Source organism: Mitsuaria sp. BK037 (genome assembly GCF_014193045.1).
Lineage (GTDB): Bacteria > Pseudomonadota > Gammaproteobacteria > Burkholderiales > Burkholderiaceae_C > Roseateles.
The window spans coordinates 51,281-72,830 of the sequence record NZ_JACHYS010000004.1; the positions used below are offsets into that span (position 1 = coordinate 51,281).

The following is a 21,550-nucleotide window of genomic DNA, read 5'->3' on the forward strand; positions in this document are numbered from 1 at the left end:
CCGCGACGCCGTTGCGCGTCAGGCGGGGCTGCGCCGCTCCAGCGCGCGCAGGCGTCCCATGATCCCCATGCCGACGGTGAGCACCGCCGCGGTCAGCCAGAGCGAGGCGAGGTAGCTGCCGCTGGCCTGCGCCATCGCGCCGGCGAGCGCGGGCGCCGTGACCTGCGCGACGCCATAGCTGAGCGTGAGGCGCGCCATCGCCTTGCCCGGATTGCCGGGCGACCGCCGGCCGACGAGCGCGAGCGTGAGGCTGACCAGGCCGATGAAGGTCGCGCCGTAGAGCAGCGCGCCGATCAACGCGGCGGCCAGGCTGCCGGAGAGCGCCGGCAGCACGACGGAGACGATCTGCAGCGCGAAGGCGGCGAGCAGCGCGTTGAGATCGCCGAGGCGGCGCGCGACGCGGTCCCAGAGGAACACGGCCGGCGTGGCCGCCAGGCCCACCAGCAGCCAGGCCCAGGGGCCCTGGCCGTGCAGCAGCGGTTGGCGCTCGACGATCGCGACGGTGAAGGTGGCGCTGATGACGAAGCCCCAGCCGGCGCAGAAGTAGCCGGCGATCATCCAGCGCATCCATCTCGGATCGGGGGCGGCGGCGGTGCTCGTCGCGGCGACGGGCGGCGGCACCGGCGGGCGCCACCATGCCGTCAGCGCGAGCAGCGGCAGGCCGACGACGACGAAGCCCCACCAGTGGCCGGCCCAGTCGAGCGCGAGGCGGTCCATCGCCATCGCGCCGAGGGCGGAGACGACGATGCCCAGGCCGAGCCCGAGGAAGTGGACGCCGAGTTCCGGCCGCTTGCCGGCGCGCATGAGGAAGCCGAGCACGAGGCCGGAGCCGAGCAGCATGCCGGCGGCGCCACTGAGCCCGCCGAGGTAGCGCGACAGCGCCCACAGCGGCAGGCTGGGCGCGAGCGGCATCAGCGCGGTGGCGAGCAGGCCCAGCACCATGCCCCAGAGGTAGAGCCGCGAGCGCCAGCGCGGGTCGTCGATCAGCGCGGCGATCAGGGCGCCGCTCATGTAGCCGGCGTAGTTGACGGCCGCGAGCGTGCCGCCCATCGCGTCGCTCAGGCCGGCCTGCTGCTGCATCAGCGGCAGCAGCGGCGTGTAGGCGAAACGCGCCAGGCCGATGCTCAAGATCAGGCCGGCGATGCCGCCGGCGGAGACCTGCCAGGGGCGGATCAGAACGTCTCCCAGTCGTCGCCGGGCGCGGACGTGGCGCTGGGGCTGGGGGCTGCTGCCGGCGCCTGCTTGGGCGTGGACGGCGCCGCGGGGGCGGGTCTTGCCTTGGCGACCGAGGCGGCAGGCGCCTTGGGCGGCGAGGGGCGCGCGGCCGCGGGCTTGGCTGCCGCCGGCCGCGTGGTCGTCGGCTTCGCCATCGAGGCGGCGACTGCTGGCTTCGGCGTCGGCGCTGATGTCCGCGCCGGTGCTGGTGGCGGCGTCACGCCCACCGCGTCGACCGACCCCGGCTTGGGGTCGCTGACCTTGAAGTGCCCGACCAGCGCCGTGAGTTTGCGCGCCTGGTCGCTGAGCGACTCGGCCGCGGCGGCGGACTCCTCGACCAGGGCGGCATTCTGCTGCGTCATCTGGTCCAGCTGCGCCACCGAGCCGTTGACATTGCCGATGCCCTGGCTCTGCTCGACGGTGCTCGCGCTGATCTCGCCGATGATGTCCGACACCCGCTGCACGCTGGCGACGATCTCCGTCATCGTGGCGCCGGCATCGCGCACCAGTTGCGAGCCGGCCTCGACCTTGGCCACGCTGTCGCCGATCAGCGCCTTGATCTCGCGCGCCGCGCCTGCGCTGCGCTGCGCCAGCGCCCGGACCTCCGACGCCACCACCGCGAAACCCTTGCCGTGCTCGCCGGCGCGCGCCGCTTCCACCGCGGCGTTCAGCGCCAGGATGTTGGTCTGGAAGGCGATGCCGTCGATGGTGCCGATGATGTCGTTGATCTTCTTGGCCGAGGCATCGATCTGCGCCATCGTGCCCACCACCTCGCCGACCACCGTGCCGCCGCGCTCGGCCACCTCGGCCGCGCTGCCGGCCAGCTGGTTGGCGGTGCGCGCGCTGTCGGCGCTCTGCTGCACCGTGCCGGTCAGCTGCGCCAGCGAGGACGCCGCATGCTGCAGGTTGGAGGCTGTCTGCTCGGTGCGGTGGCTCAGGTCCTGGTTGCCGCTGGCGATCTCCTGGCTCGCCGTCTGCATGCCGTCGGCGCTGGCCCGCACCTCGCGGATCACCTTGCGCAGCGAGCTCTTCATCGCCGCCAGCGCGCGCTGCACGTCGCCGATCTCGTCGCGGCTGTAGTCGCGGTCGACATGGAACAGGTCGCCCTCGCCGATGCGCTCGGCCTCGGCCATCAGCGACTTCAGCGGCGCCGAGATCGTGCGCACGAAGTAGGCGGTGGCCAGGGCCAGCAGGCCAACGATCAGCGTCATCAGCGCCGCCACGCCCCACACGGTGCGCATGCGCTCGGCCCCCGCGGCCTCTCGCAGCGCCGCCGAGCGCCGCTGCTGCAGCGTGACGAAGTCCTGCTGCGCGACCAGGTACTGCTCGATGGCGGGCACGACCTTCTGCTGCAGCGCCTGGTGCGCGCCGTTCACATCGCCGCCGGCCTTGAGCTTGTTCGCCTCGTTGCGGGTGGCGATGTAGGCCTGGCGCCGTTCGGCGATCCGCGCCATCGCGGCCTTGTCGTCGTCGCCCTCGGCCAGGGCCTCGAGTTGCTTCTGGATCTCGTTGATCGTCTCGGTGGTCTTGGCGATGTCGCCCTTCATCGCATCGGCGACGGCGTTGTCGTTGGCCGCCAGCCCGGCCTGCACGCGGCTCGCGTTGGCCTCGGTGAGGCCGCGCCAGCGCAGCGCCAGCTCGAAGCGTTGCTGCTGTTTCTCCTGGGTCGCCTGCGCGACCTCGAGCAGGCTGCGGGTGCGCGAGGCCGCCCCCAGCGACATCACCACCGTCATGACGGACATGACGGCAACGGGAATCCAGAGTCGCGTGGCGATCGAGAACTTCATCGGTCTGGCGCCTTGTGTTGGGTCGGGGGCTGCCCCGGGATGGTGCAGTCGACCTGCATCCCATCCTAAATCGGCCGAAGGGGGCACCGGCTTGAGGACAAACACTGCTAACCTGCCGCCCTGATCCGCGCCGGCCGCCCGATCCCGCAGAACTTCACAGAAGGTCCCGCCACGCCCATGAGCTTCCTGGCCATCGACATCGGCAACACGCGCCTCAAGTGGGCGCTCTACGCGAGCCCCCAGCCGGGCAGCCCGATGCTGGCGCACGGCGCGCAGTTCCTGGAGAACATCGAGAAGCTGGCCGAGCACGACTGGGCCCGGCTGCCGGCGACGCCGGGCAGCATGCTCGGCAGCAACGTGGCTGGCGACGCGATGCGGCACCGCGTCGAGGAGCAGATGGAGCTGTGGGACATCGAACCGCGCTGGGTGGCGTCGTCGGCGCAGGCGGGCGGCGTGATCAACGGCTACGAGCATCCGGGGCGCCTGGGCGCGGACCGCTTCGTCGCGCTGATCGGCGCGCGGCATCACGTGCTGGCGCGCATGCGCGGGCAGACGCCGCGACCCGCGCTGGTGGTGATGGTGGGCACCGCGGTGACCGTGGATGCGCTCGACGCCGACGGCCGCTTCCTCGGCGGGCTGATCCTGCCCGGGCACGGGATCATGCTGCGCTCGCTGGAAGGTGGCACCGCCGGCCTGCGCGTGCCGACCGGCGAGGTGCGCGAGTTCCCCACCAACACCTCGGATGCGCTCACCAGCGGCGGCAACTACGCGATCACCGGCGCCATCGAGCGCATGCACCGCCACATCGTCAAGCGCTGCGGGCAGGAGCCGGTCACCTTGATGACCGGTGGCGCGGGCTGGAAGGTCTCGCCGGCGCTGGACATCCCGCACGAGTTGATCGACTCGCTGATCTTCGACGGGCTGCTGGCGTTGCAGGCTCATCGCCTGGCGCTGTAGACGGCACGGTCCGGCGCTGGGGCGCGTCGACCGCGCCCGACGCGTTTACACGTCGACCTTGAACCCGAGGTCGATCTCCGAGCCCGGCTGGCCGCCGCGCAGGCCCCAGTTCTCGCGCTCCACCTCGTTGAGGATGATCTTGACGTGGTCGGCGGGGACGTCGAGCTCGCCGAGGCGATCGACGATCGCGCGGTAGAGGCGGCGCTTGGCCTCGATCGTGCGGCCGGAGAAGGCCGTCACCGTCACCAGCGTGTAGCACTCGGGCCGCGAGAGCCGCGGCGGATGGATGAAGCGATGCGGCTCGTAGGCGATCAGGCGCACGCAGCGGTCTTCCGCCGGGATCTTGAAGCCCTCGACCAGCGCGGCCTGCACCGCTTCGATCAACTGGGTTTCCTGCTCGGGGGAACAGGCACGGCGGATTTCGATGAGGGTGCTCGGCATGGGCGCTGCGATGAGGGGCGACGGGAACGCGAGCTTATCGCGCGACGACCTGCCGGCTCTGAAAGTCGACGGGCACGGAGCTGTGCTGGTGGACGACGCGCCATCGATCCCGCTCGCGTCGCATCAGCACGGTCAGCCGGTTCTCGATCGCGCGCAGCGCCTCGCCGCCGGCATCGAGCGCGGTGAACGCCAGCGTCGCCACACCACCGGCGACCCGGGTATCGCACCAGGTCGTCACCTCCGTCGCGGTGACGCGCACGCGCACGTCGCGGATGCCGTCGAACCAGGCGGCGATCATGCCGCCCCAGTCCTCGCGGCCGGCGTAGTGCCAGCGGTCCCAGCTGTCGAAGACCTGGACGTCCTGCGCGTAGAGGTCCAGGAAGCGCGCCAGGTCGCGCTCGAGGACGGCGGCCGCGTAGTCGCCCAGGAAGGCATGGATCGGGTCATCGGTCATGGTGTGTCTCCTTGAAGCGGGATGGCTCCGTGGAGACGACGATCCAGGGCGGCGGATTTCGACGGGGACGGGGCCGGCGCTCGCCGGTCATCGGGCCCCCTGCTGATGCAGGCGCCAGTCGCGCTGCCATCGCGCGACGTTGTAGAGCAGCACGCCGACGGAACTCACCCAGAACATGCCCAGCCACAGGCCGACCACCTTGAGGGTGAAGATCATGTCGCCGTCGCAGCGGCCGCTGGCGTCGCAGGGGGAGGGGACGTAAAGGTCGATGAGCAGGGCCGTCGAGACGTTCCAGACCAGCAGACCCAGGAGGACGGAAATGAGCAGGCGATTCATGGCGGACGGGTTCCTTTCCTGGTGGAAAGCGGCCAGTCTCGCCATCGGCGCGGTGCTCAGGATGAGCCCGGTGTGAGCGCTCGGTGAGCTTGCCGTGCGGTGCACGGCAGCGGTCCGGTCTCGCAGGGGGCCGTCAGCCCGCCCAGCTTTCCCGCAGCACGTCTCGGAACAACTCGGACAGCAGCGGCTCGACTTCCGGCCGATCCTTGGCGGGCAGTTCCAGACCCTCGATGCGGTCGAGCTCCCGCTCGATGAAGCGCTGGATCGGGATCACCTGGCCTGACAGCCCGAGCTCCCCGGTGTTGCGCTTCAGCTCGAGCAGGTCGTCGATGGCTTCGGGCAGCCCCGGTTCGTCCCGGATGGTGTCGAGCAGGCGATGGAACTCGATGGGCGCGGGACTCTGGTGGCATTCCAGCCATCGGACCGCCAACAACGGACGCAGCACGTAGAAGTACTTCTTCAACGGGACCTGCTCGGCCTGCAGATAACCGCGGAAGTTGGTCTTCGCCATGCTGCGGTAGTGATGGATGCCGCGCACGATCGAGTACACGACCGGCAGCAATTCCAGCGCCCGCGCGTGGAAGCGGCCGCGGCTTTCGTAGACGATCGGCGACTGGATCCATTCGACGAAGCCCGGGTTGGAGCCGCGGAACAGCCGCAGCGCCTTGCGCAGGTCCCAGCCGTTGATGTCCATCTCGTCGACGATCGGGTACTCGATGACGTCGCGCTGTTCCTCGAGGCCGATGGACAGGTACCAGTCCATGCGGTTGACGTAGATGAAGCGGGCGTCGAAGTCGCTGTCGGGCGAAGCGAAACCCCAGGCACGGCTGCCGGACTCGACGGCCAGCAGCACGCGCACCTCGTGCTCGGTTTCGGCGCGGCGCAGCCGCGACTGAATCTCGGCGCGCGCGGGGGCGGGGATGACGGAGAGGTCGGTCGTGGGAGCGCTCATGGGCGCATTCTGACCCCGCCGCGCGCCGTCTTTACAGGATGAACCGGCTCAGGTCCTCGTTCTGCGCCAGCGCGCCGAGCTTCTCGTCGACCTGCGCGCCGGCGATCGTGACGGTCTGGCCGGCGTGCTTGTGCGCGTCGAAGCTGATGTCGTCCAGCAGTCGCTCCAGCACCGTCGCCAGGCGTCGCGCGCCGATGTTCTCGGTGCGCTCGTTGACCTCGAACGCGATCTGCGCCAGCCGGCGGATGCCGTCCGCGCTCAGCTCCAGCGTCAGCCCTTCCGTCGCCAGCAGCGCCTGGTATTGCTTGACCAGGCTCGCATGCGTGCTCGACAGGATGGCCTCGAAGTCCTCCACCGACAGCGACTTCAGCTCCACCCGGATCGGGAAACGGCCCTGCAACTCGGGAATCAGGTCGCTGGGCTTGCTCAGGTGGAAGGCGCCCGAGGCGATGAACAGGATGTGGTCGGTCTTCACCATCCCGTACTTGGTGTTGACCGTCGTGCCCTCCACCAGCGGCAGCAGGTCGCGCTGCACGCCCTGGCGCGACACGTCGGCGCCGCCGCTGTGCTCGGCGCGCGTCGCCACCTTGTCGATCTCGTCGATGAAGACGATGCCGTTGTCCTGCGCATGCGCCAGCGCCGCGGTCTTGATCTCGTCCTCGTTGACCAGCTTGGCGGCTTCTTCCTCGACCAGCAGCTTCATCGCCTCGGCGATCTTGAGCTTGCGCGCCTTGCGGCGCTCCTGGCCCATCTGCGAGAACAGCCCCTTGAGCTGCTCCGCCATCTCTTCCATGCCCTGCGGGCCGACGATCTCCATCGAGGGCCGTGCCTCGGCCAGCTCGATCTCGATCTCCTTGTCGTCCATCGAGCCCTCGCGCAGCCGCTTGCGCATCACCTGCCGGGCGGTGTTGTCGCCGCCGGCGCTGTCCGCCGCCGGCGCGAAGCCGGTCGACGAGCGCGGCGGCGGCACCAGCGCGTCGAGGATGCGCTCCTCGGCCGCATCCTCGGCCCGCGCGCGCTGGAAGCGCATCTGGCGCTCGCGCTCCTGCTTGACGGCGATGTCGACCAGGTCGCGCACGATGCTGTCCACGTCCTTGCCGACGTAGCCCACCTCGGTGAACTTGGTCGCCTCGACCTTGATGAAGGGCGCGTCGGCGAGCTTGGCCAGGCGGCGCGCGATCTCGGTCTTGCCCACGCCGGTGGGGCCGATCATGAGGATGTTCTTCGGCGTGATCTCGCCACGCAGCTTCTCGTCGACCTGCTGGCGCCGCCAGCGGTTGCGCAACGCGATCGCGACGGCGCGCTTGGCATCGGCCTGGCCGACGATGTGCCGGTCGAGTTCGGAGACGATCTCCTGCGGGGTCATGCTGCTGCTCATTCGTGTGCTCCGGCGCCGGCTCAGTCCAGCGTCTCGATCGTGTGGTTGCCGTTGGTGTAGATGCAGATCTCGCCGGCGATCACCAGCGACTGCTTGACGATGTCCACCGCGCTCAGCTCGCTGTGGTTGAGCAGCGCCTTCGCCGCCGCCTGCGCATAGGCGCCGCCGCTGCCGATGGCGACGATGCCCTGCTCGGGCTCCAGCACGTCGCCGTTGCCGGTGATGATCAGCGACGCCGTGCGGTCGGCCACCGCCAGCATCGCCTCCAGGCGGCGCAGCACGCGGTCGGTGCGCCAGTCGCGGGTCAGGTCCACCGCCGCGCGCACCAGATGGCCCTGGTGCTTCTCGAGCTTGGCCTCGAAGCGCTCGAACAGCGTGAACGCATCGGCCGTCGCGCCGGCGAAGCCGGCCAGCACCTGGTTCTTGTAGAGCTTGCGCACCTTGCGCGCCGTCGACTTCACGACGATCGAGCCCAGCGTCACCTGGCCGTCGCCGCCGATCGCGACCTGGTTGCCGCGCCGCACGCTGACGATGGTGGTGCCGTGGTACGGCGCAAGCGGGGAGGAGGAATCTTGGGACATGGTGGATCGGACGTGCGGGGACGCCTTGAACGTCATGAAGGCCTCACGTGGGTTCCCGCGCGGGAATCACAAGGTGAGGAAAAGGGAGCGGCCCCGCCTGTGCGAATGCCGGTTGACGAGGCCGATGATCGGACATCCGGATGAAGAACGGGGCCAGAGGCCCCGTGGTCGCGAAGGTCGAAGCCGGCGCCCGGCGGTCGTCAGACGTGCCGCACCTTGACCCGGGCGTGCTCGTTGATGCCCATGGCACCAAAGAACAGCGCCACCAGCCGGTGCGCGTCGCTGAACTGCACGGCGCGGTTCTCGCTGCGCCGCGCCAGCACCCAGTTCAGCAGGTCGCCGGCGGCCATGAAGTCCAGGCGGATCAGCTTCGGGCAGGCGATCGTCACCAGCGACGCGGCGCCGAGCTGCTCGGTCATCAGCGCCAGCGTCTCGCTGATGTCGCCGCTCAACTGGCCGGAGAGCTCCATCAGCGCCGCGGTGTTGACCGCGTCGGTCATCGTCGACTCGAGGAAGGCGATGCCGGTGTCCGGCGCCGCCGGCTGGATCGAGGAGGGCGAGCTCGTCGACAGCGCATTGCCGCTGATGCGGACATGGCACAGCGCCTTCTCCCAGCTGGGCGGCGACACCTCGTAGGTGACGCAGTAGTCGATCGCGACTTCGTCGAACTGGTCCGGGCGGTTGGCCAGGCGCAGCGCTTCCAGGCGCAGCATCCACAGGATGGGATCCGCGTCCCGGCTGCCGACCGGGGCCTGCTCCCGCAGCACGTTGAAGAAGTGGTCGCCCGACAGCCAGCGCAGGTCCAGCGCCTGCTGCGCCCAGGCGCGGAACAGGTCGCGCAGCTTGGCGCAGGCCTCGATGTCGATCTGGCGCAGCGGCGCCCAGTCGATCACCCAAGGCATCGGCAGGTTCTCGCAGCGGGTGCGCATCTGCGTCACCGCCTCGGTGTCCAGGTATTCCGGCGCTGTCCAGGAGACGCTGCTCGCGCGGCCGCGCGGGGCGCGTTCCTGCTGCACCGCCTCGGCCACCAGCTTGGGCAGCGAGAACCATTGCGGCGAGGACAGCCCGAACTGCTGCGCGTAGTCGTTGGCCAGCTGCTCGAACTTGCCCTGCTGGCCGGTCGCCCGGTACAGGTCGAACAGCACCAGCCAGGTCTCGGCGTGATCGTGGCGCGCGCCGCCCGGGCGCGTCAGGTCGATCAGGCTGCGCTCGCAGTGCTCGTAGTCGGCATTGGCGAAGGCGATCACCGCTTCGTCCAGCTCGGCGTCGTGGACGACCTCGCTGACCTCGACCTGCGGGTCCGCGACGCGGAAGCTCAGCGTCGGGATCTCCTTCTTCAGCTCGGGGATCGGCGCGGGCGCGGCGGCCGACTGCGGGGCCATGCCGCCGCCCATCGAGGCCGCGGCTGGCGCCGGCGACAGGTCCAGGCGCTCGATGTCGGCCGGCGAGGCGTGGTCGGACACCCGCGCGCCGATCTGGTCCGCCGGCTGCGTCGCGGCGAAATTGACCGGTTTGGTGCTGGTCTCGAAGAAGCCGGGCGAGTGCTGGCCCTGCACCTGGGTGGGGACGAAACCCTCGCCCACCATCTGCTGCTCGATCTGGTCGATCTTGGCCTTGACGCTGGCTTCATCGCGGCGGGCGCCCTGGATCTCGCTGATGCGGCCCAGTTCGTCGATGCCGGAGGTCGCGTGGCCGCCAAGCGCGGCCAGCTGTTCAGGCGTCAGGCCCTCGCGGCGGATCTTGCGCAGCATGTCGAGCTCGCGCTTGCGCACGAAATCGTTGCGCCGCTTGCGCTCCACCATCGCCCGCAGCTCGGCCTTGGCGGCATCGGCCTCGGGATCGTCCTGGCGGGAGTTGATCTCCGCCCAGTCGGTCGTCGGATTGGCGACGAAGCGCGCCACCTTGCGGAAGAAGCTCTCGCCTTCTTTGGTGCCGTCTTTGGGGTCGGTCATGCTCTGGCGGACCTTGCTCTGCGCGCTGTCCGGCTCAATCGCCGAACATCTTCTGTTTCAGCTCACGGCGCTGCTGCGCTTCCAGCGACAGCGTGGCGGTCGGGCGCGCGATCAGGCGACCCAGGCCGATCGGCTCGCCGGTCTCGTCGCAGTAGCCGTACTCGCCGCTTTCCAGGCGCTGCAGCGATTGCATGATCTTCTTCAGCAGCTTGCGCTCGCGGTCGCGGGTGCGCAGCTCCAGGGCGTGCTCTTCCTCGATCGTGGCGCGGTCGGCCGGGTCGGGGACGATGGAGGTGTCCTCGCGCAGGTGCTCGGTCGTCTCGCCGGCGTTGGACAGGATGTCTTCCTTCAGCTGCGTCAGCTTGGCGCGGAAGAAGTCGACTTGCTTGTCGTTCATGTACTCGCTGTCCGGCATCGCCAGCACTTCGGCGTCGGTCAGTTCGGCACCGGCCTTGGATTTCCAGGCAGACGAGAGTTTGGGATCGGTCTTCACGGCAGGGCGGCTGTTCTGGTTCGTTGATGTCGGGGTCGAAGGCCGGACAGGGCTGTCCAGCAGAGAGACCGTGCTGTCGGGCGCGTCCGCGTCGGCGGGTTTGCCTGCCGCCGGAGCCTTGGCCACCTTGGCGGCGGCCTTGGGCGCGGCGGTCTTGGAGGCCGGTGTCTTGCTCACGTTCACTCTCCTAGCGGCTCTTTATACCTGCTCGACATGAGAAGCCGGGGCTTCCCGCGCTGGCGCAGGGGCCTGGTTCGGGCGCGGCGGATTGTAGCCACCTCCGCCGCCGCGCCGCCGATGGGTCTGAACCATCGGTCAGTGTGGCACTAAGCCAGGCAGCCTTCCAGCCCCTGCATCAGGATGTCCTTCGGCAGATCGATGCCGATGAACACCATCTTGCTGACCTTCTTCTCCTCGGGCATCCACTTCGGACCGAGGTCGGACCCCATCAGCTGGTGCACGCCCTGGAAGATCACCTTCTTGTCGGTGCCCTTCATGTTCAGCACGCCCTTGTAGCGCAGCATCTTCGGACCGTACACCTGCACGATCGCGCCCAGGAAGTCCTCCAGCTTGGCCGGGTTGAACGGGCGCTCCGAGCGGAAGACGAAGGACTTCACGTCGTCGTCATGGTGGTGATGGTGCGGATGGTCGCAGTGCTCGCCGTGCTCGTGGTCGTGATGATCGTGGGCATGGTCGTGGCCATGGTCATGACCGTGCTCGTGCGCATGGTCGTGCTCGTCGGCAGCCAGGAAGTCGGGGTCGATCTCCAGCTTGGCGTTCAGGTTGAAGCCGCGCAGGTCGAAGACGTCCTTGATCGGCACCTCGCCGAAGTGCACCTTGGACTGCGGCGCGCGCGGGTTCATGTGCTTGAGGCGGTGCGACAGCGCGTCCACCGCGGCGGCGTCGACCAGGTCCGTCTTGCTCAGGAAGATCTGGTCGGCGAAACCGACCTGGCGGCGCGCCTCCTGGCGGGTGTCGAGCTGATCGTTCGCATGCTTGGCGTCGACCAGCGTCAGGATCGAGTCGAGCAGGAAGGTCTCCGCGATCTCGTCGTCCATGAAGAAGGTCTGCGCGACCGGGCCGGGGTCGGCCAGGCCGGTGGTCTCGATGACCACGCGCTCGAAGTCCAGCTCGCCCTTGCGGCGCTTGGCGGCCAGGTCGGCCAGCGTGGTGCGCAGGTCCTCGCGGATGGTGCAGCAGACGCAGCCGTTGCTGAGCTGGATGATCTGCTCCTGCGTCTCGCTGACGAGGATGTCGTTGTCGATGTTCTCCTCGCCGAACTCGTTCTCGATGACGGCGATCTTCTGGCCGTGCGCCTCGGTCAGCACGCGCTTGAGCAGCGTCGTCTTGCCCGAGCCGAGGAAGCCCGTGAGGATGGTGGCGGGGATCAGTCCCGGCGCGGGACTCGTGGCTGGATTCGCGGCGGCGGTGTCAGGAACGGACGACATGGTGAACGACCAATCTATGGAGAAGCTTGGGCCCGGCAACTGGGGGCGGATGACTGTGTTTCAAGCGAATGTCAATGTCAATCGGTTATTCTGGCGCCTCCTCAACGACGGCACACACGACAGTGTCTGATCCCCAGCCTAGTCGGCCCGCCAAGCATGGCGGGCGTGGCAACGACCAACGCGGTCTCATCGATCGCGTGCTCGAATTCCTGCACCCCGGCCCGGACTCGACCAGCGAGCTGATCGAGAACTTCGCCGAAGCGGAGGAGCGCGATCTGATCGCGCCCGAATCGCGCCAGATGCTCGAGGGCGTCCTGCGAATGGCCGAACTCAGCGCCGGTGACGTCATGGTCGCCGCGCCGCGGATGGACCTGCTGGACATCCAGTCGCCGCCCGACGAACTGCTGGCCGCCGTCATCGATACCGGTCACTCGCGTTTCCCGGTCTACGACGGCCAGCGCGACAACATCATTGGCATCCTGCTGGCCAAGGACCTGCTCAAGCTCCAGCGCGCTCCGGAACTGAATCTGCGCGCGCTGTTGCGCCCGGCAGTTTTCGTGCCCGAGAGCAAGGGCCTCAATGAGCTGCTCCGCGATTTCCGTTCCAACCGGAATCACCTGGCCATCGTGATCGACGAATTCGGCAACACCGCCGGCCTGATCACGATCGAGGACGTGCTCGAGGAGATCGTCGGCGAGATCGAGGACGAATTCGACGTCGGCGACGGCGATGCTGGCATCTACACGCTGGCCGACGGCAGCTACCGCGTCGCGGGCGACGCCGAGATCGACGCGGTCAACACCGCCTTCGGGCTGTCGCTGTCCGACGCCGACTTCGACACCATCGGCGGCCTGGTGGCGCATGAGCATGGCCGCGTGCCGCGCCGCGGCGAGACCGTCGAGGTCGCCGGCCTGCGCTTCTCGGTGATGATCAACCGCGGCGGCGCGGTGCGCTGGTTCAAGGTGACCCGCGCGCCGGCGCCCGAGGCCGACGACCACAGCGGCTGATGCGCCGCGGCTCCTTGTCGGACCGGATCGACGGCGGGGCCCGCCAGGGCCGGTGGTCCTGGCTGCTTCATCCGGCGCTCGCGCTTGTCGCCGGGGCGCTGCACACCGCCTCGTTCTCGCCCAGTCCCGCCTGGTGGCTGCAGCCGCTGGCGCTGGCCTGGCTGGTCGCCGCCTGCGATGGCGTGCGGCCGCGCCGCGCCGCGCTGGCCGGCGCGCTGTTCGGCATCGGCTGGCTGGCCTCGGGGCTGTGGTGGCTCTACATCAGCATGCACGACTTCGGGCATCTGCCCGCGGCCGTGTCGGCGCTGGCGGTGCTGGCGCTGGCGTTGTTCCTCTCGCTCTACTACGCCGCCGGCATGGGTCTGGCGGTTCGCTGGTCCGCCGGCGCCGCGCCGACGCGGCGGGTGCTCGCCTTCGCCGCCCTGTGGCTGGGCGCGGAACTCGCCCGCGCGAGCTGGTTCACCGGCTTCCCGTGGATCGCCAGCGGTTACGCGCATGCGCAGGGGCCGCTGGCCGCGCTCGCGCCCTATGTCGGCGTCTACGGCATCACCGCGGTGGCGGCCCTGCTGGCGGCGGCGCTGGCGCTGCGCCACTGGGCGCTGCTGGGCGCGCTGGTCGTCGCCATCGGCCTGGCGCAACTCCTGCCGCGGGATTTCACGCGCCCGACCGGCACGCTGGCCGTGTCGCTGGTGCAGCCCAACATCCCGCAGGACCAGAAGTTCGACCGCGATCGCTTCGATCAGAACCTCGACCAGTTGACCGCGCTGATCGAGTCGGCCCGCGGGCAGGTCGTCATCACGCCGGAGTCGGTGCTGCCTGTGCCGCTGGCCTTCCTCGACGAGGCGCATGTGGAGCGCTTGCGCCGCGACGCCCGGCAGCGGCCGCTGCTGCTGGGTACCTTCCTGGGCAACACGACCGATGGTTTCGTGAACTCGCTGGCCGCCATGGGCTTCGCGGGCGAGTACGACTACGGCAAGCGCCACCTGCTGCCCTTCGGCGAGTTCATCCCGCCCGGCTTCCACTGGTTCGTCAGGGCGATGAACATCCCGATGGACGACCAGGCCAGCGGCACGCACCAGCGCGCGCTGGCCTTCGCGGGCCAGCGCCTGCGGCCGCTGATCTGCTACGAGGACCTATTCGGCGAGGACGTCGTCGCCAGCGCGCTGGACCGCGGCGACGCGGCCGCCACGGTCTTCGTCAACGTGAGCAACCTGGCCTGGTTCGGGCCGCGCATGGTGCAGGACCAGCACCTGCAGTTCTCGCAGATGCGGGCGCTGGAATTCCAGCGGCCGATCGTGCGGGCGACCAACACCGGCGCGACCGCGCAGGTCGACCACCGCGGGCAGGTGCTGGCCCGGCTCCCGGCGGAGCAGGCGGGCGTGCTCGAGGTCACCGTGGAGGGCCGCAGCGGCGTCACGCCCTATGCGCGCTGGCTGTCGGCGGCGGGCCTGTGGCCGCTGTGGGCGCTGGCCGCGGCGGGACTGTTGCCGGTGCTGGTGCCGGCCTGGCGGCGCCGCCGCGACGGCGCGGGACGCGTCGCCTGACCGGGGCCCGCCGTCCCTGGGCGGCACGCCGGTGTCTCCCCCGGGCCGCACATAGAATCGGGCGTTTTGCTCCACCGCCGGCCCGACGGCCCGACGCCCCATGCTGACTTTCCAGCAACTGATCCTCCGCCTGCAGGAATACTGGTCCAAGCAGGGTTGCGCCCTGCTGCAGCCCTATGACATGGAGGTCGGCGCCGGCACCAGCCACACCGCGACCTTCCTGCGCGCGCTGGGTCCCGAGCCCTGGAAGGCCGCCTACGTGCAGCCCAGCCGTCGCCCCAAGGACGGCCGCTACGGCGAGAACCCGAACCGGCTGCAGCACTATTACCAGTTCCAGGTCGTGCTCAAGCCGGCGCCGGCCAACATCCTGGAGCTCTACCTGGGCTCGCTCGAGGCCCTGGGCTTCGACCTGAAGAAGAACGACGTCCGCTTCGTCGAGGACGACTGGGAGAACCCCACGCTCGGCTGCTGGGGCCTGGGCTGGGAGGTCTGGCTCAACGGCATGGAGGTGACCCAGTTCACCTACTTCCAGCAGGTCGGCGGCATCGACTGCAAACCCATCACCGGCGAGATCACCTACGGCCTCGAGCGCCTGGCGATGTACCTGCAGGGCAAGGAATCGGTCTACGACCTCGTCTATACCGACGGTCTGACCTACGGCGACGTGTTCCACCAGAACGAGGTCGAGCAGTCGACCTACAACTTCGAGCACAGCGACGTCGACTTCCTGCTGCAGGCCTTCGGCGCCTACGAGCGCAAGTCCAAGGACCTCATGGACACGCGGCTGGCGCTGCCGGCCTACGAGCAGCTGCTCAAGGCGGCCCACACCTTCAACCTGCTGGATGCCCGCGGCGCGATCAGCGTGACCGAGCGCGCCGCCTACATCGGCCGCATCCGCAACCTGGCGCGCGCCGTGGCCCAGAGCTACGTCGACAGCCGCGCGCGACTGGGCTTCCCGATGGCCCCCAAGGCCTGGGCCGACGAGGTCGTCGCGCAGATCGAGAAGAAGAGCGCTGAGGCCGCCGCGAAGTCCGGGAAGGCCGCGGAGCAGTCGGACAAGAAGACCGCCGCCTGACGACGAGGAACACCACCCCATGACCACGAAGAACCTGCTCGTCGAACTGTTTGTCGAGGAACTCCCGCCCAAGGCGCTGAGGAAGCTGGGCGAGGCGTTCTCGGCGGTGCTGGCCGATGCGCTCAAGGCGCAGGGCCTGGCGCCGGCCGACGCGGCCGTGACCGCCTACGCCACGCCGCGCCGCCTGGCGGTGCATCTGGCCGGCGTCGCCGCCAAGGCCGCCGACCGCGCCGTCCAGCAGAAGCTGATGCCGGTGGCGGTGGCCCTGGACGGCGCGGGCAACGCCACGCCGGCGCTGCTCAAGAAGCTGGCGTCGGTGGGTGCCGACGCCACCGTCGTGCCCAGCCTCAAGCGCGCCCCCGACGGCAAGGCCGAGGCGCTGTTCCTGGACACCGTCGTCGCCGGCGTGTCGCTCAAGGACGGCCTGCAGAAGGCGCTGGACGAGGCGCTCGCCAAGCTGCCCATTCCCAAGGTCATGACCTACCAGCTGGCCGACGGCTGGAGCGACGTCAAGTTCGTGCGTCCGGCCCACGGCCTGGTCGCGCTGCATGGCGAGGACCTGGTCGAGATCGGCGCGCTGGGCCTCACCGCCGGTCGGACGACGCGCGGTCATCGCTTCGAGTCCAAGGCCGGGACGATCACGATCCAGAGCGCCGACAGCTATGAGCGCCAGCTCCGCGAAGAGGGCGCGGTGATCGCGTCCTTCGACCAGCGTCGCGACGAGATCGTGCGCCAGCTGCAGGCGCAGGCCGCGCCGCTGGGCCTGACGCCGATCGACGCGCCCGAGCTGCTGGACGAGGTGACCGCGCTGGTGGAGCAGCCCAACGTGCTGTCCTGCCAGTTCGAGCCCGAGTTCCTGGCCGTGCCGCAGGAGTGCCTGATCCTGACGATGAAGGCCAACCAGAAGTACTTCCCGCTGCTGGACGCGCAGGGCAAGCTGACCCACCGCTTCCTGGTGGTCAGCAACATCCATCCGGACGATGCGTCCAAGGTCATCGAGGGCAACGAGCGCGTCGTGCGCCCGCGCCTGGCCGATGCGAAGTTCTTCTTCGACCAGGACCGCAAGAAGACGCTGGCCTCGCGCGTCGAGGGCCTGGGCAAGGTGGTCTATCACGGCAAGCTCGGCAGCCAGGGCGAACGCACCGAGCGCGTGCGCGCGATCGCGCATGCGATCGTCAACCAGCTGCGCATGGCCCAGCACCCGTACACGGTCGAGGCCAAGGACGAGTTCGACGTGCTCGACAGCAAGGCCCAGGAGGCCGCGCTGCTGGCCAAGGCCGACCTGCTGACCGACATGGTGGGCGAGTTCCCCGAGCTGCAGGGCATCATGGGCGGCTACTACGCGCGCCATGAAGGCTTGCGCGACGGCGTGGCCAAGGCCATCGAGGACCACTACAAGCCGCGCTTCGCCGGCGATGCGCTGCCGCGCAACCACACCGGCACCGTCGTCGCGCTGGCGGACAAGCTCGAGACGCTGATCGGCCTGTTCGGCATCGGCCAGCTGCCCACCGGCGACAAGGACCCGTTCGCGCTGCGCCGCCACGCGCTGGGCGTGATCCGCATCCTGGTCGAGAACCACATGCACCTGTCGCTGCCGGAGCTGATCCAGGGCGCGCTGCCCGCGTTCGGCGAGCTGATCCAGGATCCGACCGAGCCGCTGCTGGGCTTCTTCGCCGACCGCCTGGCGGTGAGCCTGCGCGACCAGGGCTACAGCGCCCAGGAGGTCGACGCGGTGCTGGCGCTGAGCCCGGCCCGCCTGGGCGACGTGCCCAAGCGCCTGGGCGCCGTGCGCGCCTTCGCCGCGCTGCCCGAATCGGCCTCGCTGGCCGCGGCCAACAAGCGGGTCGGCAACATCCTCAAGAAGATCGAGGGCGAGCTGCCGACCGAGGTCCAGCCCGCGCTGCTGACCGAGGCGGCCGAGCGGGCCCTGGCCGACGCGCTCGCCGGTGTGAAGCCGCAGGCCGACGCGCTGTTCGAGCAGCACGACTACGCCGGCTCGCTCAAGGCGCTGGCCGCGCTGAAGGCGCCGGTCGACGCCTTCTTCGACGACGTGATGGTGAACGCCGAGGACCCCGCGCTGCGCGCCAATCGCCAGGCGCTGCTCAAGCAGCTGCACGACGCGATGAACCGCGTCGCGGACCTGTCGCGCCTGGCGGCCTGACGCAGAACGGAGCCTTCGATGCCCAACCGGTCCGACCATCCGCATGGCATGAAACTGGTGATCCTGGGCCGCGACGGCACGATCAACCGCTACCGCGACGACCATGTGAAGTCGCCCGAGGAACTCGAGCCGCTGCCCGGCGCGCTCGAGGCCGTCGCGCGGCTGAACCACGCCGGCTGGCACACCGTCATGGCCACCAACCAGCCCGGCATCGGCCGCGGGCTGCTGGACATGGCCTCGCTCAACGCGGTGCACCTGCGGCTGAACCAGCTGCTGGCGGAGAAGGGCGGTCGGCTGGACGCAGCGTTCTTCTGCCCGCATGCGCCGGAAGAGAACTGCAACTGCCGCAAGCCGCTGCCGGGGCTGGTCGAACAGATCGGCGAGCGCTTCGGCGTGGACCTGCAGCAGGTCCACATGGTCGGCGCCAGCGTGCGCGACCTGCAGACCGCGCACAACGCCGGCTGCGTGCCGCACCTGGTGCGCGGCGACCGCCTGGCCGGCGTCGACGAGGCGCAGCTGCAAGGCCAGATCGCCCTGGTGCCCGGCTCGCGCGTGCACCAGGACCTGGCCGCCTTCGCCGAGGCCCTGATCCATGAGGAACGCCGCGCGCGCGCCGAGTCGCGCGGCGAATCCGCTGAACCCGATACCGCTCCTGGAGACCTGGGCTGATGCTCATCGCGCTGCGTTCGATCCTCTTCGTCCTCTACCTGATCGTCACCGTCGTGCCCTGGGGCACCGCGGTCGTGGTCTGCTCGCTGTTCCTCAACAGCACGCAGCTGTACTGGATGTGCGCCAACTGGCTGCGCGTGGCGATCTGGGGCGCCCGCTTGATCTGCGGCGTGCGCTGGCGCGTGCGCGGCATGGAGCACCTGCCCACGGACAAGGCCCAGTCGGTGATCCTGCTGTCCAAGCACCAGTCGACCTGGGAGACCTTCGCCTACCCGATGCTGATGCCGCGGCCGCTGGCCTACGTGTTCAAGCGGGAACTGATCTACATCCCGTTCTTCGGCTGGTCCATGGCGCGGCTGGACATGATCCACATCGACCGCAGCAAGCGCAGCGAGGCCTGGAACAAGGTGGCCGCGCAGGGCCGGCGCATCGCCGGGCTGGGCAACTGGATCATCATGTTCCCGGAAGGCACGCGGGTGGCGCGCGGCAAGGTCGGCGAGTACAAGACCGGCGGCACGCGACTGGCCGTCGAGACCGGCGTGCCGGTGGTGCCGATCGCGATGAACTCGGCGAGCTGCTGGCCGCGCAAGAGCTTCCTGCTGCGCCCTGGCGTGGTCGACATCTCGATCGGCCCGATGATCCCCAGCACCGGCCGCACACCGGCCGACCTGATGAAGGAGGTGCAGGGCTGGATCGAGACCGAGATGCGGGTGCTGGACCCGGCGGCCTATCCCGCCGACGGCGCCGCCGCGATGACCGGCGTGCCGCCTGCGCCGCCGGCCCCGCCGTCCACGTCGGCCGCCGCCTGATTACACTCGCAGCCCATGCTGCCTTCCAAGCTGCGGGGATTGGGCGCGCTGCTGAACTTCACGCAGCTGTCGCTGTTCGACACCGAGCCCCCGCCCGCGCCTCCGCCGCCCGCACCGGATCCCGTCGCCCCGACGCCGCGCTTGCGCGGTGAGGCCGGCGCGTCGCTGCGCCAGGTCTTGCTGCACGGGCAGGCGATCCCCTACGAGCTCAAGCGCGCGCGCCGCCGCAGCATCGGCTTCACGGTGAGCGAGGACGGCCTGCGGGTGTCCGCGCCGAAGTGGGTGCCGCTGGGCGACATCGACAACGCGCTGCAGCAGAAGGGCGACTGGATCTTGCGCAAGCTGGTCGAGCAACGCGAGCGCGCCAAGCGGACGCAGGCGGCCCGTGTCCACTGGGGCGACGGCTGCAGCCTGCCCTACCTGGGCGAGCCGCTGATCGTCGTGCTCGATCCGTCGATGACCGGCACGCGGCTCGACGAGGGCCAGGCCGACCCCCAGCCGACGCTGGCGACGGTGCCGCGCCGCATGCTCTACCTCGGCCTGCCGCAGACCGCGGCGCCGGAGCAGATCCGCGACGCGGTGCAGGCCTGGCTGCAGCGCCAGGCGCGGCAGCTGTTCGAGTCCCGCTGCAGACACTTCGCCGGGCCGCTGGGCGTCACGATGACCGGGCTGCGGCTGTCCTCCGCGCAGACGCGCTGGGGCAGCGCCAGCGCCGACGGCATGATCCGGCTCAACTGGCGGCTGATCCACTTCTCGCCCGCGCTGATCGACTACGTCGTCGCGCATGAACTGGCCCATCTCAAGGAGATGAACCACAGCCCCCGGTTCTGGGCGGTGGTGCGGTCGGTGTTCCCGGAATACGAACTCGCGCGCGATCGCCTCAAGCAGGCGGTGCTGCCGCTGATGGACGAGGCCTGATGCCGCGTCGGGATTTCGTCAATCGTTCCGCTTGATAGCGGTAAACGTTCGCATTTCCCCCTTTGGGGGGGCTTGTAGCTGATTTGGGTGGGGCTGCACACTGGATACCGCTGTCATCACTCGCATCTGAGTCAGAACCTCCTCCCGCGTTCCGCTCCCGGCGGCGCTTTGGTCCCCCAGCCTTCCCGGCTGCGTCCGGTCGACCCGCGCTCAGAGCCGACAAGCTGATGCATAACAAGGCGCAGCGCCGCCGTCCCGTGATCGGGGCGGCGGCGACTGTCTTTCCGGGCCTCGTTTTTCTTCAGGCCGAGAAGCGATGGATGCCATCCGCATCCAACGTCCGCCGCAGCAACCCGCCCAGCCACAGCCGATGCAGGTGAGCCACCGCCTCGCCCATGGCGAAGGTCGTCTGGTGCAGGTCCAACGGCCGGCGGAACATCATCGGCAGCAGCTCGGCCGCGTGGCAGGGCTTGGCGGTGCAGGCCTCCAGCACTTCGGCCAGCCGCTCCTGGTGGTGCTGCTGCAGCTGGTCGATGCGCGCGTGCAATCCCCGGAAGGGCTTGCCGTGCGCGGGCAGCACCAGGGTGTCGGCCGGCAGCGTGCTCAGCCGCGCGATCGAATCGAGGTAGAGCTGCAGCGGATCCGCCTCCGGTTCCACGTCCACGACCGAGACGTTGGTGGAGATCCTCGGCAGCACCATGTCGCCCGAGATCATCACGCCCAGCGTCTCGCTGAACAGACTGATGTGCTCCGGCGCGTGGCCATGGCCGACAAGGCAGCGCCAGTCGTGATCGCCGATGCGCACGCTCATGCCGTCCATCAGCCGGCGGAAGGCGGGCGGGATCGACGGGACCATGCTCGGGTAATAGCTCGCGCGGCCGCGGATCTTGTCCAGCGCCGCCGGATCGGTCAGGCCGTGGCTGCCGAAGAAGGCCGCCGCCGCCTCGCCGCCCATGCCCACCGTCGACGAGGACGCCACCCGCGCCAGCTGATAGTCCGTCGCGCTGATCCACAGCCGGCACTGCCAGCGCTCGGTCAGCCAGTGGGCCAGGCCCATGTGGTCCGGGTGGAAGTGGGTGACGATGACGCGCAGCACCGGCAGGCCGTCGAGTCGCTCGGCGAAGACCCGTTCCCAGTTCGCCTTCGTCGCATCGCTGTGGATGCCGCAATCGACGATGGTCCAGCCCTCGCGCCCGTCCTGGACGTCCCGCAGCAACCACAGGTTGATGTGGTCCAGCGCGAAGGGCAGGCCCATGCGCACCCACCGGAGGCCGGGCAGCAGGTCGAGCGCCTCGCCCGGACCGGGGAGGGTGTCGCCCAGGGGGTAGGTGAGTTCCGATTCGCGGGGATTGGCCATGGCTTTAGACTTACGT

General features: G+C 69.7%; 20 protein-coding genes. 8 read left to right on the top strand and 12 right to left on the bottom strand.

All coding sequences use genetic code 11. The annotated features are described in order from the left end of the window. Positions 1-18: 18 nt before the first annotated feature. Both FHT37_RS25190 and FHT37_RS25195 read right to left on the bottom strand, forming a co-directional pair. Positions 19-1,128: a YbfB/YjiJ family MFS transporter gene (locus tag FHT37_RS25190; RefSeq protein WP_255489899.1), complete on the bottom strand. Its 1,110-nt coding sequence runs from the start codon at positions 1,126-1,128 to the stop codon at positions 19-21. A gap of 44 nt (positions 1,129-1,172) precedes the next feature. Beyond that, on the bottom strand, positions 1,173-3,002 hold the full coding sequence (locus tag FHT37_RS25195; protein WP_186830461.1) for a methyl-accepting chemotaxis protein: 1,830 nt from the start codon (positions 3,000-3,002) through the stop codon (positions 1,173-1,175). Positions 3,003-3,179: 177 nt separating this feature from the next. Between FHT37_RS25195 and FHT37_RS21245 the strand changes: the two genes are divergently transcribed. After that, complete coding sequence (locus FHT37_RS21245) at positions 3,180-3,959, top strand: type III pantothenate kinase (protein ID WP_183484336.1); 780 nt, start codon at positions 3,180-3,182, stop codon at positions 3,957-3,959. Between the two features lie 45 nt (positions 3,960-4,004). Here FHT37_RS21245 and FHT37_RS21250 read toward each other — a convergent pair whose 3' ends face one another. The 9 genes from FHT37_RS21250 to FHT37_RS21290 all read right to left on the bottom strand — a co-directional run bounded on the left by FHT37_RS21250 (position 4,005) and on the right by FHT37_RS21290 (position 11,994). After that, a complete protein-coding gene (locus FHT37_RS21250; RefSeq protein WP_147240928.1) occupies positions 4,005-4,400 on the bottom strand; it encodes a tautomerase family protein in 396 nt (131 codons plus the stop codon). A gap of 34 nt (positions 4,401-4,434) precedes the next feature. Continuing rightward, a complete protein-coding gene (locus tag FHT37_RS21255; RefSeq protein WP_183484339.1) occupies positions 4,435-4,854 on the bottom strand; it encodes a nuclear transport factor 2 family protein in 420 nt (139 codons plus the stop codon). An 87-nt stretch (positions 4,855-4,941) separates the two neighbouring features. Then, the gene (locus tag FHT37_RS21260; protein ID WP_183484340.1) at positions 4,942-5,190 is read right to left on the bottom strand and encodes a hypothetical protein; all 249 of its coding nucleotides are present in this window, start codon (positions 5,188-5,190) and stop codon (positions 4,942-4,944) included. Positions 5,191-5,323: 133 nt separating this feature from the next. Then, positions 5,324-6,142, bottom strand: coding sequence for a nucleotidyltransferase domain-containing protein (locus tag FHT37_RS21265; RefSeq protein WP_183484343.1), 819 nt, complete (start codon positions 6,140-6,142; stop codon positions 5,324-5,326). A 31-nt stretch (positions 6,143-6,173) separates the two neighbouring features. Continuing rightward, on the bottom strand, positions 6,174-7,520 hold the full coding sequence (gene hslU / locus FHT37_RS21270) for an ATP-dependent protease ATPase subunit HslU (protein ID WP_091719880.1): 1,347 nt from the start codon (positions 7,518-7,520) through the stop codon (positions 6,174-6,176). A 20-nt stretch (positions 7,521-7,540) separates the two neighbouring features. Then, the gene (gene hslV, locus FHT37_RS21275) at positions 7,541-8,101 is read right to left on the bottom strand and encodes an ATP-dependent protease subunit HslV (RefSeq protein ID WP_091719884.1); all 561 of its coding nucleotides are present in this window, start codon (positions 8,099-8,101) and stop codon (positions 7,541-7,543) included. A gap of 200 nt (positions 8,102-8,301) precedes the next feature. Then, positions 8,302-10,053 (bottom strand): hypothetical protein, encoded by a 1,752-nt coding sequence (locus FHT37_RS21280; RefSeq protein ID WP_091719889.1) that lies wholly within the window; start codon positions 10,051-10,053, stop codon positions 8,302-8,304. 34 nt (positions 10,054-10,087) lie between these two features. Further along, positions 10,088-10,723 carry an RNA polymerase-binding protein DksA gene (gene dksA, locus FHT37_RS25715; protein ID WP_175538132.1) on the bottom strand — a complete coding sequence of 212 codons (636 nt, stop codon included), beginning with the start codon at positions 10,721-10,723 and terminating at the stop codon, positions 10,088-10,090. Positions 10,724-10,872: 149 nt separating this feature from the next. Beyond that, positions 10,873-11,994 (bottom strand): GTP-binding protein, encoded by a 1,122-nt coding sequence (locus FHT37_RS21290; protein ID WP_183484346.1) that lies wholly within the window; start codon positions 11,992-11,994, stop codon positions 10,873-10,875. Positions 11,995-12,116: 122 nt separating this feature from the next. On the opposite strand from FHT37_RS21290, the gene FHT37_RS21295 reads away from it, so the two are divergent. The 7 genes from FHT37_RS21295 to FHT37_RS21325 all read left to right on the top strand — a co-directional run bounded on the left by FHT37_RS21295 (position 12,117) and on the right by FHT37_RS21325 (position 20,177). Beyond that, positions 12,117-13,001, top strand: a complete 885-nt coding sequence (locus FHT37_RS21295; protein WP_233218109.1) for an HlyC/CorC family transporter — start codon at positions 12,117-12,119, stop codon at positions 12,999-13,001. Continuing rightward, on the top strand, positions 13,001-14,545 hold the full coding sequence (gene lnt, locus FHT37_RS21300; protein ID WP_183484349.1) for an apolipoprotein N-acyltransferase: 1,545 nt from the start codon (positions 13,001-13,003) through the stop codon (positions 14,543-14,545). The genes FHT37_RS21295 and lnt overlap by 1 nt, the downstream gene beginning before the upstream one ends. 100 nt (positions 14,546-14,645) lie before the next feature. After that, the gene (glyQ, locus tag FHT37_RS21305) at positions 14,646-15,620 is read left to right on the top strand and encodes a glycine--tRNA ligase subunit alpha (RefSeq protein WP_091719905.1); all 975 of its coding nucleotides are present in this window, start codon (positions 14,646-14,648) and stop codon (positions 15,618-15,620) included. A 19-nt stretch (positions 15,621-15,639) separates the two neighbouring features. Beyond that, on the top strand, positions 15,640-17,781 hold the full coding sequence (glyS, locus tag FHT37_RS21310; RefSeq protein ID WP_183484352.1) for a glycine--tRNA ligase subunit beta: 2,142 nt from the start codon (positions 15,640-15,642) through the stop codon (positions 17,779-17,781). Positions 17,782-17,799: 18 nt separating this feature from the next. Further along, positions 17,800-18,450, top strand: a complete 651-nt coding sequence (gmhB, locus tag FHT37_RS21315) for a D-glycero-beta-D-manno-heptose 1,7-bisphosphate 7-phosphatase (protein WP_254783153.1) — start codon at positions 17,800-17,802, stop codon at positions 18,448-18,450. Continuing rightward, complete coding sequence (locus tag FHT37_RS21320; RefSeq protein WP_183484354.1) at positions 18,450-19,259, top strand: 1-acyl-sn-glycerol-3-phosphate acyltransferase; 810 nt, start codon at positions 18,450-18,452, stop codon at positions 19,257-19,259. Before gmhB ends, FHT37_RS21320 begins: the two co-directional genes overlap by 1 nt. 15 nt (positions 19,260-19,274) lie before the next feature. Further along, positions 19,275-20,177, top strand: coding sequence for a M48 family metallopeptidase (locus tag FHT37_RS21325; RefSeq protein WP_183484357.1), 903 nt, complete (start codon positions 19,275-19,277; stop codon positions 20,175-20,177). A gap of 301 nt (positions 20,178-20,478) precedes the next feature. Here FHT37_RS21325 and FHT37_RS21330 read toward each other — a convergent pair whose 3' ends face one another. Then, the gene (locus tag FHT37_RS21330; protein WP_091719918.1) at positions 20,479-21,534 is read right to left on the bottom strand and encodes an MBL fold metallo-hydrolase; all 1,056 of its coding nucleotides are present in this window, start codon (positions 21,532-21,534) and stop codon (positions 20,479-20,481) included. Between the last annotated feature and the right edge of the window lie 16 nt (positions 21,535-21,550).

Coding starts and splice junctions, on each gene's coding strand:
- FHT37_RS21255 (WP_183484339.1), bottom strand. CDS start 4,854: ATGACCGATGACCCGATCCATGCCTTCCTGGGCGACTACGCGGCCGCC.
- FHT37_RS21260 (WP_183484340.1), bottom strand. CDS start 5,190: ATGAATCGCCTGCTCATTTCCGTCCTCCTGGGTCTGCTGGTCTGGAAC.
- FHT37_RS21330 (WP_091719918.1), bottom strand. CDS start 21,534: ATGGCCAATCCCCGCGAATCGGAACTCACCTACCCCCTGGGCGACACC.
- hslU (WP_091719880.1), bottom strand. CDS start 7,520: ATGAGCAGCAGCATGACCCCGCAGGAGATCGTCTCCGAACTCGACCGG.
- FHT37_RS25195 (WP_186830461.1), bottom strand. CDS start 3,002: ATGAAGTTCTCGATCGCCACGCGACTCTGGATTCCCGTTGCCGTCATG.
- FHT37_RS21280 (WP_091719889.1), bottom strand. CDS start 10,053: ATGACCGACCCCAAAGACGGCACCAAAGAAGGCGAGAGCTTCTTCCGC.
- hslV (WP_091719884.1), bottom strand. CDS start 8,101: ATGTCCCAAGATTCCTCCTCCCCGCTTGCGCCGTACCACGGCACCACC.
- FHT37_RS21290 (WP_183484346.1), bottom strand. CDS start 11,994: ATGTCGTCCGTTCCTGACACCGCCGCCGCGAATCCAGCCACGAGTCCC.
- glyQ (WP_091719905.1), top strand. CDS start 14,646: ATGCTGACTTTCCAGCAACTGATCCTCCGCCTGCAGGAATACTGGTCC.
- glyS (WP_183484352.1), top strand. CDS start 15,640: ATGACCACGAAGAACCTGCTCGTCGAACTGTTTGTCGAGGAACTCCCG.
- FHT37_RS21320 (WP_183484354.1), top strand. CDS start 18,450: ATGCTCATCGCGCTGCGTTCGATCCTCTTCGTCCTCTACCTGATCGTC.
- lnt (WP_183484349.1), top strand. CDS start 13,001: ATGCGCCGCGGCTCCTTGTCGGACCGGATCGACGGCGGGGCCCGCCAG.
- gmhB (WP_254783153.1), top strand. CDS start 17,800: ATGCCCAACCGGTCCGACCATCCGCATGGCATGAAACTGGTGATCCTG.
- FHT37_RS21265 (WP_183484343.1), bottom strand. CDS start 6,142: ATGAGCGCTCCCACGACCGACCTCTCCGTCATCCCCGCCCCCGCGCGC.
- FHT37_RS21245 (WP_183484336.1), top strand. CDS start 3,180: ATGAGCTTCCTGGCCATCGACATCGGCAACACGCGCCTCAAGTGGGCG.
- FHT37_RS21325 (WP_183484357.1), top strand. CDS start 19,275: ATGCTGCCTTCCAAGCTGCGGGGATTGGGCGCGCTGCTGAACTTCACG.
- FHT37_RS21250 (WP_147240928.1), bottom strand. CDS start 4,400: ATGCCGAGCACCCTCATCGAAATCCGCCGTGCCTGTTCCCCCGAGCAG.